Here is a 16,358-nt window from a genome sequence, read left to right on the forward strand (position 1 = left end):
ATTTGCCCAGATGCAAGGCCTAAGCAACAGTGAAACCGGAGCGCACTGCAGTACGTGGGGATTTCAGTGTTGTGCATCAACCCGGCAGATGGGGGACCGCCTAAACATAAAAAGAGCCGGTGCAGGAAAGGAGGTCCCTGCACCGGCTCTGTTCTAACCCGTGAATGCCCCGGGGTATGGGCGGCCCCGGGGAAGGCAAATGGGGTTAGCGGATGGCTTTCATGGCGCCCATGTATCCCCGCAGTTTTTTGCCCACCACCTCAACGGAGGTGCTGCGGATGGCGTCGTTGACCTGGATGAGGCGGATATTGTCGCAGCCGTTGTCGGCAAGATCCAGCCCCCGGCCGATGACGTCGGTGTCAACGGTTTTCATGAACTCGGCCAGCATGGGCACGGCCTTGTGGGCAAAGAGGTAGCAGCCGTATTCGGCCGTATCTGAAATCACCACATTCATTTCATAGAGCTTCTTCCGGGCAATGAGGTTGGCGATCAGCGGTGTCTCGTGGAGGGATTCGTAATAGGCGGATTCCTCGATGATGCCGGCGGATACCATGGTATCGTATGCCAGCTCCACCCCGGCCTTGATCATGGCCACCATGAGGATCCCATTGTCAAAGTATTCCTGTTCGGGGATATCTGCCTCCTGGCATGCGGAGTTTTCAAAGGGGGTTTCAGCGGTTTCCCCCCGCCATTTGAGCAGATTGGCATCCCCGGCGGCCCAGTCTTCCATCATGGTTTTGGAGAAATCCCCGGTCATGATGTCGTCCATGTGCTTGTTGAACAGGGGAGTGAGGATGGCTTTGATCTCTTCGGCCAGGTCAAAGGCCTTGATTTTGGCCGGGTTGGAGAGGCGGTCCATCATGTTGGTGATGCCACCGTGTTTCAGGGCTTCGGTGACGGTTTCCCAACCGTATTGGACCAGCTTTGAGGCATAGCCCGCATCAACCCCTTTTTCGATCATCTTGTCGTAGCAGAGCAGGGAGCCCATCTGCAGCATTCCGCAGAGGATGGTCTGTTCGCCCATGAGGTCCGATTTTACTTCGGCCACAAAGGAGGACTGCAGGACCCCGGCCTTGTGACCGCCGGTGCCGGCGGCATAGGCCTTGGCCAGTTCCAGGCCCTCGCCCCTGGGATCGTTTTCCCGGTGGACGGCAATGAGGGTGGGCACGCCGAATCCTCTTTTGTACTCTTCCCGGACTTCGGTGCCAGGTGATTTTGGGGCCACCATGATAACGGTGAGGTCTTCCCTGATCTGCATGCCCTCTTCAACGATGTTGAAGCCGTGGGAGTAGGAGAGGCAGGCATCCTTTTTCATCAGGGGCATGACGGCCTCGATGACGTTGGAGTGCTGTTTGTCCGGGGTGAGGTTGATGACCAGGTCGGCGTCGGGCAGCATCTTTTCATAGGTGTCCACGGCAAACCCGTTTTCCGTGGCGTTTTTCCAGGACTGCCGCTGTTCTTTGATGGCGGCTTCCCTGAGGGTGTAGGAGACATTCAGGCCGGAATCACGCAGGTTCAGCCCCTGGTGAAGGCCCTGGGCACCGCAGCCCACGATGACGATTTTTTTGCCTTTCAGCGCTTCGACCCCGTTGAATTCAGAGGGGTCCATGAATCTGCACTGGGAAAGTTCTTCCAACTGAAGCCTTAATGGAAGGGTGTTGAAATAATTGGTGCCCATAATTTGTCTCCTTAAATAGTCAATTAAAAGTCATAAGCACAATGGCGTATTTCTTTTGTTGCGTCAAATGAATCGTTTGCAATATAATGTTGCAAATATCGGGATGTGAGGTTAGAATCAAAGGGAATATTTGACTGAAAGCGAGGTGCCATGGATATCAGGACACTGGAATTATTCCGCCATTTAAGCAATACCCTTCACTTTACCCGGACCAGCCAGGCCTGCAATATTTCCCCCTCGGCCCTGAGCCGGGTGGTCCAGCGCATCGAGGCCGAGGTGGGGGAGCAGCTCTTTTACAGGGACAATCGGTCCGTGGAGCTGACCTATGCCGGCTTTGCCTTTAAAAAATACGCCGAAGATGTGCTGGGCCGCTGGGACCGGCTCCAGGGGGAACTCTCCGAGGAGGAGGTCCTCCAGGGGGAACTGTCGGTCTATTGCTCGGTCACCGCAGCCTATTCCATCCTGCCCGAAATCATCACCCGGTATCGGGCGGTCCATCCCGGGGTGCAGATCCGGCTCCAGACCGGGGACCCGGCCCGGGCCATCGGCCGGCTCATGAACCGGGATGCCGATGTGGTCATTGCGGCCCTGCCCGGGAAACTCCAGAAGGGCCTCAGTTTTTTAACCATGGCCGAAAGCCCCCTGGTCTTTATTTCTGCCCGCCAGTATCCCGAGGCGGTGATCCGGGTCGGTGACGGCGGCATGGATTGGGAAAATACCCCCATGATCCTGGCGGAGACGGGCCTGAGCCGGGAGCGCATGGACCTCTGGTTCGCCCAAAACGGGGTGGTGCCCAATATCTACTCCCGGGTGGCCGGCCACGAGGCCATCCTGGCCCTGGTCAACCTGGGATGCGGCGTGGGCCTGGTTCCCAAGCTGGTGCTGGACAAAAGCCCCCTGGCCAAAGAGATGCGGATGCTTTCTGGCATGCCTGAACTGCCCCCCTATGAAATCGGCCTTTGCACCCGGGAGAAAAGCCTGGACAATCCAAGAATCCGGGCGCTGTGGGAGATCGCCGCCAGGGCCGGGAAATCTTGACTTAATGCTCAATTTCACATATGAATTGTGTCCTGGAATGAGCATCAATGTTAACCCTAATCTTTGGACGATACCGATTTGAAACACACTCTGCCCCCCAACCGTCCGGATCGTCAAAATTCCGGGAGTATTTTTCAGGAACTGCCCCAACTGTTCAGGATACTGCTGCTTATGGCTGTGATCCTTATTGCCGGCGCACCGGTATGTTCAACGGCCCGTGCCGAGTCTGTTACCATTGCCTGTTATCAGGATTACCGGCCCTATTCCTATGTCAATAAAGATGGCAAAGTAGAAGGGGTGCTCATTGACTTCTGGCAGATGTGGGGGGAGAAAAACAAGATCACCGTCTCTTTCCTTCCCGGCCGGCTGACCCAGAGCCTGGAACGGGTGAAAACCGGTGAGGCCGACATTATGATCGGCCTTTTCAAATCTTCGGAGCGGTCCAACTTCCTGGATTTTTCCAATCCCATGATTGATGTGCATACCAACCTTTATATCCGTGAGGACCTTGGTATTGAAAGCATTGATCAGTTAACGGAGAAAATCCCAGTGGGCGTGATCAGGGATGATTTTGTGGTGGGGCATATCAAAGCCGGGTATCCCGAGATGAACATCAGAACCTTTCCCGGTTCAGAAGCTGTGGTGGCGGCGGCGCTGTCCGGAAAGGTAAAGGCCTATGCCCTGGATTTCCCCAATGCCGTTTTCCTTTTGGCGGAGCATGACTCCATGACCAAGTTCAAGATTTTAAAAACCCTGTATACGGAGAAGCTCAGGGCCGCCGTGGCAAAGGGAAATGATCCCCTGATCGCCATGATCAACAAGGGGATCAAAACCATTTCAAAGGAAGAGGTAAAAGAGCTGTATGCCAAATGGGGAATTACCCCGCCTCCCATGATCGTCCGGTACAAGGACTGGATTATTACAGCCATTGTGGTATTGCTGGCAGGCTGTATCGGGTTCGGCCTCTACATCTTTGAACTCAAGTCCCGGATCCGGCGTCTGGGTGTCGGCAGAAAGAAGTTTGACAGGGATGAATGGCGTCAGATCATTGATCAGGGCGAAAATGACTGGGTGGAATTCAAGTCATCTTTGAGGTGGAATATCAAGACCGAAAAGGCCGATAAGATCATTGAAGGCGTCATCGTGAAAACCCTGTCTGCATTTATGAACGCCCGGGGAGGAACCCTTTTTATCGGTATCAACGATGGGGGGGAGGCTGTGGGGATAGAACCGGATTACAAGACATTCCAGAAAAAACCCAACCGTGACGGGTTTATGCTCAAATTATCGAGCCTGATCTCCCATAATTTCGGGCGTCAGAGCCATAAATTTATAACCACCGATATTCAGGCGTTTGGCGGCCGGGACGTCTGCCGTATTACAGTAAAGCCCAGTGATCGTCCAGTCTATATCAAGGAGCAGGGCAAAGAGGCTTTTTTTATCCGGGCCGGTGCATCGTCGGTTCCTTTGAGCATGAGCGAAGCCCACGAATATATCCGTTCACGATGGTAAGGAAGAGTACCGCCGATATCGCATGAATTAGGCGTTTCACCCCAGACAAGATCGACAGCGGCGCCATGGCCCCCGTGCAGGGGAATGCAAGGGTGCCGCTGGTGTTTTCCCGGCCGGTATATTTATTATTAATTGATGTCATTCCTATTTTAACTTTATAAAATCCGTTTTCAGTATTTTTTCTGTACGGGGTATACCGGCGGTTGCCGGAACGCCCCCTGAACCTCCTGCAGTACCCAGGATAAAAGACGCCCATGCTGGCTGATAGTTTTTTACAAGGTCCGGAAAATAAAGCGCTTTTCTTATTATGTCGATATTGACATAGCGAAAAAACCATGATACCCATCCCCTGAATACAAGTCGTTAAGGATTCCTGGACCACAGTGGATAAAAGGAGGCCCCATGCCGCACCTGAGTATCAACAGCCAGACCGTCGAATTTCAGCCCGGGCAGACCATTCTTGACCTTTGCGAAGCCCTTTCCATAAATATTCCCACCCTCTGCCACCTGGCCGGCACCACCCCCACCGGCACCTGCGGGGTATGCCTGGTGGAGGAGGCCAAGGCCGGCATGGTCAAGGCCTGTTCCACCCCGGCGGAAGCGGGCCTGGAGATCCGTACCCACGGGGTTGCGGTGAGGGAGGCCCGTAAAAAAGCCATTGAGGCCCTGGTGGCCACGGGCAATCACAACTGCGGGGTGGCCGGGGCCATGACCGAAAGCTTCACGGATTTTCAGATGGACGCCGGGGATATGGAAGCCTCCTACGATCTCTGCCCGGTGTGGGGGGACTGCCGGCTCCAGGATCTGGTCTATGAATACCAGGCCCGGACCGGTCTTTTTGATTCCGGCTGGAAAAAGGAGGTGCCCGATGTGGCCAATCCCATGATTGTCAGGGATTTCTCCCGGTGCATCGGATGCGGCCGGTGCGTGAAGGCCTGCAACGAGGTTCAGGTCAACCTGGCCATTGATATGGACAGGAGCAACGGCAGGGACGTGGTGGCCACCAAAGAGGGCAACGGCCTTGTGGAATCCAACTGCGTCTTCTGCGGTGAATGCATCCAGGCCTGCCCGGTGGGGGCGTTGGTGGAGAAAAAGGCACAGAACCAATGGCGGCCCTGGGAAATCGAAAAGATCCGCACCACCTGCCCCTACTGCGGGGTGGGCTGCCAGCAGTGGCTCCATGTAAAAGATGAAAAAATCGTCAAGGTCACCGGTGTTGAGGAGGGGGCCCCCAACAAGGGGCGGCTCTGCGTCAAAGGCCGGTTCGGATATGATTTCATCTATTCAGATGAACGGATCAAACGGCCGGTGATCCGGGAGAACGGGGAATTCAAAGAGGTCTCCTGGGACCATGCCCTGGATTATACGGCGGACCGGCTCAAGGCCATCATTGACGAATCCGGGCCCGACGCCCTGGCCGGGGTCAGCTGCGCCCGGTCCATCAACGAAGATTCCTACCAGATGCAGAAGCTCTTCCGGGCGGTATTCAAGACCAACAATATCGACCATTGCGCCCGAACTTGACATGCGCCAACCGTCGCAGGTCTTGCGGCATCATTCGGTTCCGGCGCCATGACCAATTCCTTTGGGGAATTTTCCAGGGCCAGGATGTTTTTTGTCATCGGCTCCAATATGACCGAGGCCCATCCCGTGGCCTCAACCTTTGTGAAAAATGCAGTGCAGAACGGGGCCGCCCTCATCGTGGCCGACCCCAGGCGGCATAAGCTGGCGGAGTTTGCCGACATCCATCTGGGGTTGAAGGTGGGCTCGGACATCGCCCTGCTCAACGGGCTCATGCATGTGCTCATTAAAGAGAACTTATATGATCGGGATTTTGTGGAAAACCATACCGAGGATTTTGACAAGCTGGCCGCCGTGGTGGAAACCTATCCCCCGGAACGGGCGGCCGATATTACCGGCATTGACGCCGCCGCTATCGTGGAAACGGCCCGCCGCCTGGCCTCGGTTAAACCGGTGATGGTCTGCTACACCCTGGGCATCACCGAACACACCTGCGGCCGGAATAACGTGGTCTCCGTTGCCAATCTCCAGATGCTTTTGGGCAACATGGGCGCGGAATGCGGCGGGGTGAATCCCCTCAGGGGCCAGAACAACGTCCAGGGTGCCTGCGACATGGGGGCCCTGCCCAATGTTTTCCCGGGTTACCAGGCCGTGGTGGATCCTGCCGCCCGGGAAAAATTTGAAAAATTCTGGAACGTGGACCATCTCCCGGATCAAAACGGGCTGATGATCCCCCATATGATGGAAGGGCTGGAAAAAAGAAAGGTCCGGGCCTTCTGGATTTTCGGCGAGAACCTGGCAAATACCGAACCGGACATCACCAAAGTCGAAAAGGAGCTGGGTTCCGCCGAATTTCTCATCTGCCAGGATATCTTTTTCAACGAAACCACCCGGTTTGCCGATGTGGTCTTTCCGGCGGCGGCCTGGAGCGAAAACGACGGCACCTTTACCAACAGCGAACGCCGGGTGAGCCGGGTCCGCACCGCCAGCCCGCCTCCCGGGGAGGCCCGGCCCAATTGGTGGATATTCAGGGAGATTGCCAAACGCTTCGGCCAGGAGTGGGAATCCGAAAGCGGCCAGGATATCTGGGACAACGAAATTTCCCAACTGGCCCCGGCCCTGGGGGGGATTAAATACCACCGCATTGAGGAAGACGGCCTCCAATGGCCCTGTCCCAGCATGGATCACCCCGGCACGGGGTTCCTCCACGGCAAGGGCTCTTTCACAAGGGGGCGGGGACAGTTCCTGCCCGCGGAATGGACCCCGCCGGCCGAGGTCCCCTGCGAGGCGTTCCCCTATGTATTGAGTACGGGCCGCAGGCTATACCATTACCACACCCGGACCCAGACCGGCCGGTGCAGCGGGCTCAACGACCTTCTGGGCGAGGAAACCGCGGATATCTCCCCGGTGGATGCCGGCCGCCTGGGCATTGCCCAGGGCGAATATATCCGGGTCAGCTCCCGTCGGGGGCAGGTCCGGGTGCGTGCCAAGGTCACCGAGGAAGTGCCGGAGGGCATGGTCTGGATGGCCTTCCATTTCAGGGAAAATAATGCCAACTGGCTGGCCAACCCCGCCTTTGACCCCATCACCCTCACCGCAGAATACAAGGCCTGCGCCGTGAATATTGAAAAGCAGGCCTGATCCTCTCCGCCCCGGGCAGGCATCCTGCCCGGGGCCCCTTCATTCAATCCGGTAGAGGGCCGGGGCGATTCGGCTTTCCCTGCATTCCGGACATCTGCCAGGTTTCCCGAATCGTTTCCGGCTGTTGAATTCAAACCCGCAGTTCACACAGACGCAGGGCTCCCAGTGGAGGTGCTTCCCTTTGGGTTTCAGGGATTTTTCAATGGATTCCAGATGGCGGATCACCTCCTTTTCCATGATCCCGGCCGCCTGGGAGATGTCCCGGATGGTCATGGGTTCCGATTCAAGCAGGACCATGATTTCCTGTCTGATAGTCTGGTGGCGCTCACGGCTCATGCTGCGTCCAGGGCCGCCGTCCAGACGGCGACCATCTCCGGGCTGAACAGGAAAAAGTATTTATGGATTTCCCCGTATTCCGGCCGGCGGCAGACCGCGATGGAGATGGCGGCGGCTTCCCTGTGGGGAAAACCGAATACCCCGCAGGACACCGCAGGAAAGGCAATGGACCGGCACCCATGGGCCAGGGCCAGGTCCAGGCTGTTTGTATATGCCGATGCCAGCAGCCGTTCCGGATTTTCGTCAATCCCGTACCTGGGGCCCACCGTATGGATGACGTATTTTGCCTTAAGCTTCCCGGCCTCGGTGATCCGGGCCGCTCCGGCCGGACACCGGATGCCGTTTTCGGGTTTTACGGCCTTGCAGGCCGCCAGCAGGGCCGGCCCGGCTGCCCGGTGGATGGCGCCGTCCACCCCGCCGCCCCCCAGCATCCGGGAGTTGGCTGCATTGACAATGGCGTCGGTCTCGGCTTGGGTGATATCGCCCTGCACGATTGTAATGGTATCCATATTTTTCTCCTTCCATGGGGTTGCCGGTACACATCGCTTTTTTATCAAGGTCCCGGATTATATCAGGTTTGGGGAAAAATTGCAGTTGACATGGGGGGCCCATCTGTGTAGTGGTCATGGGTGGGAGTTGACCGCTCCGGAGCATAGGGGTTCCGGCAGGAGGGGCCCCCGGATGTGAGGGGCATTCACTTTTTATCCATTATCCATGGGGAGGAACGATGGCAGCAGAGATTTATCACCGGCTTCGCGAACAGATGGACCAATACTCGACCGGTTTCCCGGCAAGCAAGTCCGGGGTGGAACTGAAAATTCTGGAAAAACTTTTCACCGAAGACGATGCCGAGATATACCTGGATCTCTCCATGCTCCTGGAAGCCCCGGATGCATTTGCGGACAGGACGGGGCGGTCGCCCGAGGAAACGGCCCGAAAGCTGGAGGATATGGCATCCCGGGGGCTGATTTTCCGCCACGTCAAGGCGGGGAATAGACGGTATTCTGCGATTCCTTTTGTCATCGGCTCCTATGAATTCCAGCTGGGGCGCATGGACAAGGAGTTTGCCCAGCTGACCAACAGCTACATGGAAGAGGTGTTCCTTAAGGGCATGGGCGACAACATACCGCCCCTGAGGACCATCCCCGTTGGCAAATCCGTGGATGTGACCCATAAGGTGGCGGCCTACGAGGATGCCAAGGCCATGGTCAACGCCAAGGCGAAGATCGCCGTTGCCGACTGCATCTGCCGGACCCAGCAGGGACTGCTGGACAAGGGCTGCGACAAACCCAGGGAGGTCTGCCTGCTCTTCGGGTCCCATGCCGATTACTACGTGGCCAATAAAATGGCCCGCTACATCGACAAGGAAGAGGCCTGCGCCATCCTTGACAAATGCGAGGAGGCCGGGCTGGTGAACCAGCCGGCCAACATGGTCAATCCCGGGGGCATGTGCAATTGCTGCGGCGACTGCTGCGGGGTGCTCCGGGCCCTCAAACTTCAGCCCAACCCCGGGGAAATGGTTTACAACCGTTATTGGGCCGTGGCCGACCCCGAGGAATGCATCGGCTGCGGAGACTGCCTGGAGCGCTGCCAGATGGATGCCATTGAGATGGAAGAGACGGCAATGGTGAAGGGATCACGGTGCATCGGCTGCGGCCTCTGCGTCACCACCTGTCCGGTGGAGGCCATCCGGCTGGAGGAAAAGCCCAAAGAACTCCAGGTGTCACCGCCGGCATCGGGACAGGAGCTCATGGCCATTACCGCCGAAAAGCGGGGGACCTCACTGATTCCCCTTAAAATGCAGCAATAAGGAGCGCGGAGGGAAAAAGGCCCCGCCTTTTTGAGCCAGCGCCACCGGCCGGCGGATATTTTGCGAAGCTCAAGTATTTATTGGAAATTCCGATATATTGTAAAAGCTTAAAAAGGGGGGTGCCATGGTTTCACTAGAGATAAATTCATCGGTTTTATCTACTGCCACATACGCTTCCGCCAATGCGGCAGCAAAAACTGAAAATAAGATCATAAAAACAGAGGATAAACTTATTCTATTCGGTGCCCAGGTCCAAACCGGCACCCGGCAGAACATAGAGGGTCAAAATGCCCTTTTTCATTTTCGCCGGTTAAGCGATGAGCTGAAGGCGTCCCTCACCTACGAGGGCATGCCCATTTCCCAGCTGTCTGCTGATGAGGCACAGGAACTTATCGGCCCCGAGGGGTACTTCGGGATCGATAAGACCGCCCAGCGGATTGCGGATTTTGTGCTGGAGGCCGCCGGAGACGATGTCCAGCAATTGAGAGCCGGCCGGGAAGGAATCTTAAAGGGCTTTGCCGAAGCTGAAAAGGCATGGGGCGGAAAGCTGCCGGATATATCCTATGACACATTGGCCAAGAGCCTGGAAGCCATTGATGAAAAGCTGGGCGGGCTTGGCGAATCCATTGTCGATCTGACGGCATAAAAATTTTAGCAAACACCTGGGAAAGCAAACTCTCTGCCTTGGGTACGGCCCGTATCATTCACGGCATCCCCAACCGTAATGCTGCGCTTCATGATTTTTCAAAATTGGTGGCGGCCAGGGAAGCACCCATAAGCGATCACACCCTGGATTTGCATCAATTTCATGGTTTTTCCTCTTTCAATATATTAAATTTAAAGTGAGTTTTGTTTATAAATTTGATATTTATAATACGGGGGAGGGGCATGTTTCTCTATAGGCGATCCCTTGATCCGTATACTTAATGGTTTTCCTGTCAGCACCTCCTGATTTTTAAATGATTGGACAAAAAACAAGTTCTTGGACATGCAGACGAAATCAAAAAAATCATCTGGCCAACTGGTAAAAAGAATTAAAGAGTTGGAAGATATGATGGCGTTGGGCAAAAATCTTTTCAAGAATGTTTTAAACTATATTCCGGATCTTATTTTCATTAAAGATGAAAAACATAGATGGATATTTCTTAACGATGCGTTTTGCAATGCCGTGGGACAGAACCGGGAAGACCTGATTGGTAAAACCGATTTTGATTTGCACACAAAAGAGCAGGCCCAAATTTTCTGGGAAAAGGATGATTTAGTATTTGAATCCAATGAAACAAACATCAATGAAGAATCGTATATCAATTCCAAGGGCGAAAAACGCATCATTTTGACAAGTAAAGCTTCTTTTACAAGTGAAAGCGGTAAAAAATATCTGATAGGCGTCTCCCACGATATTACCGAAAGAAAGCAGGCTGAAGATGAACGTGAACGGGTGATTTACGAATTACAAGAGGCCTTGGCAAGGGTAAAAACATTATCCGGATTGTTGCCGATTTGTTCGTCATGCAAAAAAATCAGGGACGATGAAGGTTATTGGAACAGTTTGGAAAGCTATATTGAAGAAAATACCGAAGCAATGTTCAGCCATGGCCTTTGTATGGAGTGCTCGGATGAACTCTATGGCGACAAGGCCTGGTATATCAAGTCCAAAAATAAAAAGAAAACCTAGCGGGCAATTATAGGGGGGCTGGGATTGGCCAGCCGTCCGGCCCAGTGGAAGAAGAGACACGGGGGCCGGATTTTTACTTGACAATTGTCCCTCAGTTTTGAATAACGGATTCGTTCAGGTGCCTGTTGGGCATAATAGGGAACCCTGTGAAATTCAGGGACGGACCCGCCGCTGTAACCGGGGACAAGAGCTGCATGAACCACTGTGGGGTAACATACCATGGGAAGGGGCAGCTTGGAGGACGATCCGGAAGTCAGAAGACCTGCCTGGAACTTTAGGGCTGTTTACCGTGGTAAAGGGGCGGCCGCCGATCTTGGAGAAAAAAAGGGGATCCCCGGATCAAGCATGATTGGTCCGGGGATTTTTATTTTGCGCCGGGCCGGTCTCATCATTCTGCCAATGAAAGGAATGTTTGATGGACCTGCGTTTGAATATATGCCGCCAAAAGGGCGGCGTTTTTCAGGCCTTTTTACTGCTTCTGATTCTCCTGGGCCTGGCCGTTGCCGGGCCGGGCCGGGCCGCTGAGATCAGGGACAGCCTGGACAATATTGTTCAACTGAATCACCCCCCTGAAAGAATTGTCAGCCTGGTGCCCTCTGCCTCGGAGATCCTGGTGGCCATCGGCGCCGGGGACCGGCTGGCCGGGGCCACCTACCACGACCTCACCCTGAAGGGGGCGGCCGGGCGGGGGCTGGCCGGCGGATTTTTTAATCCCTCCCCTGCCCATATCAAGGGCTTGAATCCGGATTTTCTCATCCTTTCCCCCCTTCACAGGGAGATGGCCCAAGAGTTCAGGGACGCCGGCATCCCGGTGTTCTTTTATGCAACCGGACGGCTGGATGATGCCTGGGACCTGATGGCCCGGCTGGGAGAAATTGCGGGGCAACAGGCCGAAGCTGCCGCCCTGATCAAAAAGAACAAAGAAGAACTGGCCCATATCCGGGCCAAGCTGGACAAGGCCGGTGCTGTTCCCAAACGGGTGATCCGCCTCATGGGCCGGGACCGGGTCATGACCCCGGGCAAAGGGTCCTTCCAGAATGATATGATCCGGGCGGCCGGCGGCATTGCACCGGATTTTACGGCGCCGGGTAAAATCGTGGACGTGACCCTGGCCCAGTGGCGGGCCTTTGATCCGGAGGTCATTTACGGGTGTGAGCCGGACCGGGCCGTGGCAGAAAGATTCTTTTCAACGCCCGGGTGGAAGGATGTCTCCGCCGTAAAGAACGGCCGCATCTATTACCTGCCCTGCGATTTAACCTGCCGGGCCTCTGCCAGGACCTCCTCTTTTGTGGCCGGGCTGGCCTCCATGATTTACACCCACGAATTCGCCGATGAAAAGAATTTCGTCCACCCGGTGGCCGGGATTGACCGGCGGCCCCTTCCTCCGGCGTCCGGCAAGGATCCGGCCGGGGAGCTGGACTATGTGGCGGCGGCCGCCATTGTCCGCTCGACGATTTTGGATTTTCAGAACAAGACCCTGGTCATTGACCTGAAACGGCCCATGGCCGTGGTGTCCACCCTGGAGGGACTCCGGGAGGATATCATTACCGTGGGCAACCATTACTCCCCGCCCCCCACCTGGCTCCCGGGCCACACCCGGTCCATTGAGGAGAACCGCAGCGACATCCTCAGGGCCATCGGCCGGAAAAAGGAGAATACAGCCTTTCTCATGACAGGGGCGGACATGGACCATATCTCCGTCAATACGGTTTCCTTTAAGGAGATGAAGGTCACGGCCCTGGTCACGGCCGGGGTGGTTTCCAATGCCATGCGCATGGCCGAGGACACCGGGCTCTGGTATGAACCGGGCACCATCAACATCATCATCATGACCAATATGACGCTCAGCCCCCGGGCCATGACCCGGGCCGTTATAACGGCCACGGAAGCCAAGAGCGCCGCCCTCCAGGATCTGGACATCCGGTCCGCCTATACCGGCCGGACCAACATGGCCACGGGCACGGGCACGGACAATGTCCTGGTGGTCCAGGGGGAGGGCACCCCCATCGACAATGCCGGGGGCCACAGCAAGATGGGGGAACTCATCGCCAGGGCCGTCAACGCCGGGGTGAAAAAGGCCATTGAGAATCAGAACGGCCTGGTTGCCGGCCGCCATATTGTCCAGCGGCTCAAGGACCGCAAAATCAGTATCTATCAGCTGACCTCGGGGGCCCAGTGCGACTGCCGGGAGAAGAAAAGCGAATTTTCCGCCATGGTGGAGCACCTCCTGCTCAACCCCGAGTATGCAGGCTTTCTGGAAGCGGCCCTCAGCCTCTCCGATGCCTGGGAAAAGGGGCAGATAAAGAATTTAACATCCTTTGACCGCTGGTGCGCCCAGGTGGCCGCCAGGATCGCCGGCCGGGAGGGTGTCAGGGTGGAATCCCTGGTTACGGACAAGGCGATTCCCCCGGTGATCCGCAAGGCCCTGGATGCGGTGATGACCGGGGCCAGAATCCGCATGGGAGAATAATAAAATGAAAAAAAGTTTAACCGGTATCATCTGTTTGACCCTGACCGTCTTCCTGGCGGCCGCCTCCGGCCGGGCGGAAGAACCGCCGGCCCGGCGGGTGGTTTCCCTCTCCCCCATTATCACGGAGACCATTTACCTGCTGGGGGCCCAGGATGCCCTGCTGGCCAACACCAGCTATTGCAATGTGCCCCCCGAGGCAGCGGAAAAGGAAAAGATCGGCTCGGTGACCCATGTGAATGTGGAAAAGATCATCAGCCTCTCCCCGGACCTGGTCATCACCTCGGCCCTGACCCGGGAAAAGCAGATTATCATCCTTAAAAAACAGGGGATCCGGGTCATGGAAATCAAGAATCCCAAAACCTTTGATCAGATGTGCGATCTCACCCGCCAGATCGGCCGGGCCCTGGGCAGGTCCGGGGAAGCCGACAATATAACCGCCGGGGCCGGAGACCGGGTGGCGGCCATCCGGGACCGGGTGGCGGGACTCCCCCCCCGCCGGGTCTTTATCCAGATCGGGCTCAAGCCCCTGCACACGGTGAATAAGGAGCTGTTCATCAATGAATTCATCCGCCTCTCCAACGGGGTCAATATCGCCCAAGACCAGCCCTCGGGGATATACAGCCGGGAGCAGGTGATAAAGGAGAATCCCGATGTGATTCTGGTGGCCACCATGGGCAGTTCCAAAAAGGCGGCGGTGCAGGAAAAGAAGCGATGGATGGGCTTTGCCTCCCTGAGGGCCGGGAGCAACAATGAGATCCATGTCCTGGACCCCGAACTCATCTGCAGCCCCACACCCGTCAGCTTTGCCCAGGGCCTGGCCCGGGTGGCATCACTCATCCATCCCGAGGAACACAATGGCCAATAAACCCGCATCCTGGACCCTGGTGACGGTGCTGCTTTTGATCCTCCTGGCCCTGGCCGCCGGCATCTCCCTTTCCGTGGGGGCCGCCGGCATCAGGGTGGCCGAGATTCCCGGTATCCTCATGGCCGGCCCGGGCAGCGCCGAATACGGCATCCTCACCGGCATCCGCCTGCCCAGGACCCTGCTGGGCCTGGCCATGGGCGGGGCCTTAGCCCTGGCCGGCACCCTGCTCCAGGGCATGTTTAAAAATCCCTTGGTGGAACCCTACACCTTGGGGATCTCCGGGGGGGCCTCCCTGGGGATCTGTGTGAATATCCTTTTAAAGCTTTACACCCATATGGGCATCATTGCCTATCCCCTTTCCGGCTTTGCCGGGGCCAGCCTGGTGATCATCCTGGTTTACGGCCTTAACCGCCGGACCCGGTATATCAAATCCAACCGGATGCTGCTGACAGGGGTGATGATCTCCTATGTGGCCTCCTCCCTGGTCATGCTGCTCATGGCCCTGGCCGAAAGCGACGACCTCCAGAACATCGTGCTCTGGATCATGGGCTCCCTGGACGAGCCCGACATGGACCTCATCCTCCTGGCCCTGGGCGGTTCCATCGGGGGGCTCTTTCTCTCCTATTTTTTCTGCCGGGACCTCAACGGCCTCCTCCTGGGAGAGGAGGAGGCGGCCAGCCTGGGAGTGAATACCTCCAGGACCAAAAAAGGGGTGTTTTTCATTGCCTCTTTTCTCACGGGGCTGTCGGTCTCCGTGGCCGGGGTGATCATGTTTGTGGGGCTGATTGTTCCCCATTTCATGCGCATGGTCACCGGTCCCGACCACCGGATCCTCCTGGTGGCCTCATACCTCGGCGGTGCCGTATTCCTAATGCTCTGCGATGTCCTGGCCCGGACCGTCATCGCCCCCCTGGAACTGCCCGTGGGGGTGATCACCGGTATCATCGGCGGGGTGGTCTTCATCTGGGCCATTTCCAGGAAAAAGGGGGAAATATGAGCCCCGTATTGGCGGTTGAAAACCTGGACCTGGCCTTCGGCCCCCGCCGGATCCTGAACAATATCAGTTTTGACCTTAACCCGGGGGAAATCGTCTCCATCATCGGGCCCAACGGGGCCGGCAAGACCAGCCTGGTCAGGGCGGTGTCCAAACAGCTTGACCCCGCTGCCGGCAGCATCCGCCTCATGGGCCGGGATATCCGGTCCCTGGACAACGCCGGCCTGGCCCGGCAGATGGCCGTGGTCCGCCAGACCCTGGATCCCCTGGCCATGGAGGTGGAAGCCTATGTGCTTCTAGGGCGGCTCCCCTTTTTCAAGCCCCTTCAGTTTTTTGACACCAAAGGGGACAGGGAACTGGCCCGCAAATATATGGACGTCACCGGCATCGGTCACCTCGCCGGTTCCTCCATGGACCGGATCTCAGGGGGCGAGCGCCAGCTGGCCGCCCTGGCCCGGGCCCTGACCCAGGAACCGGCCCTTCTGGTGCTGGATGAGCCCACTGCCCACCTGGACATCACCCATTCGGCAAAGATCCTGGAATTGATCTCCGGGCTGAGGCATGCCCTGGGACTCACCGTGCTCATGGTCATCCACGACCTTAACCTGGCGGCGGAATACTCCGACCGTCTGGTGCTGGTGAGCAGGGATACAGGCAGCCTCCATGCCGTGGGCACCCCGGAGGCGGTGCTGACCCGGGAGAATATCCGGGCCGTCTACCATACCCGGGTGGAAACCGCCCAAAACCCGGTGTCCGGCAAACCCTGTATTTTTCTGGCCCGGGACAACACCCCGCCGGTTAAGACGAAAGGAGAATGA

14 protein-coding genes and 1 riboswitch are annotated in these 16,358 nt (G+C 56.8%); of the genes, 11 read left to right on the forward strand and 3 right to left on the reverse strand.

Going from position 1 to position 16,358, the window contains the following annotated elements; genetic code table 11:
• Positions 1-205: 205 nt before the first annotated feature.
• Positions 206-1,678: a ketol-acid reductoisomerase gene (ilvC, locus tag HUN04_15380; GenBank protein ID WDP90999.1), complete on the reverse strand. Its 1,473-nt coding sequence runs from the start codon at positions 1,676-1,678 to the stop codon at positions 206-208.
• 150 nt (positions 1,679-1,828) lie between these two features.
• On the opposite strand from ilvC, the gene ilvY reads away from it, so the two are divergent.
• From ilvY to HUN04_15400, 4 genes are all read left to right on the forward strand, one after another.
• Positions 1,829-2,716 carry an HTH-type transcriptional activator IlvY gene (ilvY, locus tag HUN04_15385; protein ID WDP91000.1) on the forward strand — a complete coding sequence of 296 codons (888 nt, stop codon included), beginning with the start codon at positions 1,829-1,831 and terminating at the stop codon, positions 2,714-2,716.
• Between the two features lie 171 nt (positions 2,717-2,887).
• Positions 2,888-4,228, forward strand: coding sequence for a transporter substrate-binding domain-containing protein (locus HUN04_15390; GenBank protein WDP91001.1), 1,341 nt, complete (start codon positions 2,888-2,890; stop codon positions 4,226-4,228).
• A 402-nt stretch (positions 4,229-4,630) separates the two neighbouring features.
• On the forward strand, positions 4,631-5,752 hold the full coding sequence (locus HUN04_15395; GenBank protein WDP91002.1) for a (2Fe-2S)-binding protein: 1,122 nt from the start codon (positions 4,631-4,633) through the stop codon (positions 5,750-5,752).
• A gap of 48 nt (positions 5,753-5,800) precedes the next feature.
• Positions 5,801-7,390: a molybdopterin-dependent oxidoreductase gene (locus HUN04_15400; GenBank protein ID WDP91003.1), complete on the forward strand. Its 1,590-nt coding sequence runs from the start codon at positions 5,801-5,803 to the stop codon at positions 7,388-7,390.
• Between the two features lie 39 nt (positions 7,391-7,429).
• On the opposite strand, the gene HUN04_15405 is transcribed toward HUN04_15400, so the two are convergent.
• On the reverse strand, positions 7,430-7,726 hold the full coding sequence (locus tag HUN04_15405; GenBank protein WDP91004.1) for an ArsR family transcriptional regulator: 297 nt from the start codon (positions 7,724-7,726) through the stop codon (positions 7,430-7,432).
• Positions 7,723-8,235: an O-acetyl-ADP-ribose deacetylase gene (locus HUN04_15410; protein ID WDP91005.1), complete on the reverse strand. Its 513-nt coding sequence runs from the start codon at positions 8,233-8,235 to the stop codon at positions 7,723-7,725. Before HUN04_15410 ends, HUN04_15405 begins: the two co-directional genes overlap by 4 nt.
• 218 nt (positions 8,236-8,453) lie before the next feature.
• Between HUN04_15410 and HUN04_15415 the strand changes: the two genes are divergently transcribed.
• From HUN04_15415 to HUN04_15445, 7 genes are all read left to right on the forward strand, one after another.
• Complete coding sequence (locus HUN04_15415; protein WDP91006.1) at positions 8,454-9,536, forward strand: 4Fe-4S binding protein; 1,083 nt, start codon at positions 8,454-8,456, stop codon at positions 9,534-9,536.
• 124 nt (positions 9,537-9,660) lie between these two features.
• Complete coding sequence (locus HUN04_15420; protein ID WDP91007.1) at positions 9,661-10,182, forward strand: hydrogenase-4 component G; 522 nt, start codon at positions 9,661-9,663, stop codon at positions 10,180-10,182.
• A 342-nt stretch (positions 10,183-10,524) separates the two neighbouring features.
• Positions 10,525-11,211 (forward strand): PAS domain S-box protein, encoded by a 687-nt coding sequence (locus HUN04_15425; GenBank protein WDP91008.1) that lies wholly within the window; start codon positions 10,525-10,527, stop codon positions 11,209-11,211.
• A gap of 99 nt (positions 11,212-11,310) precedes the next feature.
• Positions 11,311-11,496: riboswitch (cobalamin riboswitch) on the forward strand.
• Positions 11,497-11,626: 130 nt separating this feature from the next.
• Entirely contained in the window at positions 11,627-13,681 is a 2,055-nt protein-coding gene (locus HUN04_15430) for an adenosylcobinamide amidohydrolase (GenBank protein ID WDP91009.1), read from the forward strand.
• 4 nt (positions 13,682-13,685) lie between these two features.
• The gene (locus HUN04_15435; protein ID WDP91010.1) at positions 13,686-14,546 is read left to right on the forward strand and encodes an ABC transporter substrate-binding protein; all 861 of its coding nucleotides are present in this window, start codon (positions 13,686-13,688) and stop codon (positions 14,544-14,546) included.
• On the forward strand, positions 14,536-15,543 hold the full coding sequence (locus HUN04_15440; GenBank protein WDP91011.1) for an iron ABC transporter permease: 1,008 nt from the start codon (positions 14,536-14,538) through the stop codon (positions 15,541-15,543). Before HUN04_15435 ends, HUN04_15440 begins: the two co-directional genes overlap by 11 nt.
• The gene (locus tag HUN04_15445) at positions 15,540-16,358 is read left to right on the forward strand and encodes an ABC transporter ATP-binding protein (GenBank protein ID WDP91012.1); all 819 of its coding nucleotides are present in this window, start codon (positions 15,540-15,542) and stop codon (positions 16,356-16,358) included. The genes HUN04_15440 and HUN04_15445 overlap by 4 nt, the downstream gene beginning before the upstream one ends.

Origin of the sequence: Desulfobacter sp., assembly GCA_028768525.1 — a bacterium.
In the GTDB taxonomy this organism is placed as follows: domain Bacteria; phylum Desulfobacterota; class Desulfobacteria; order Desulfobacterales; family Desulfobacteraceae; genus Desulfobacter.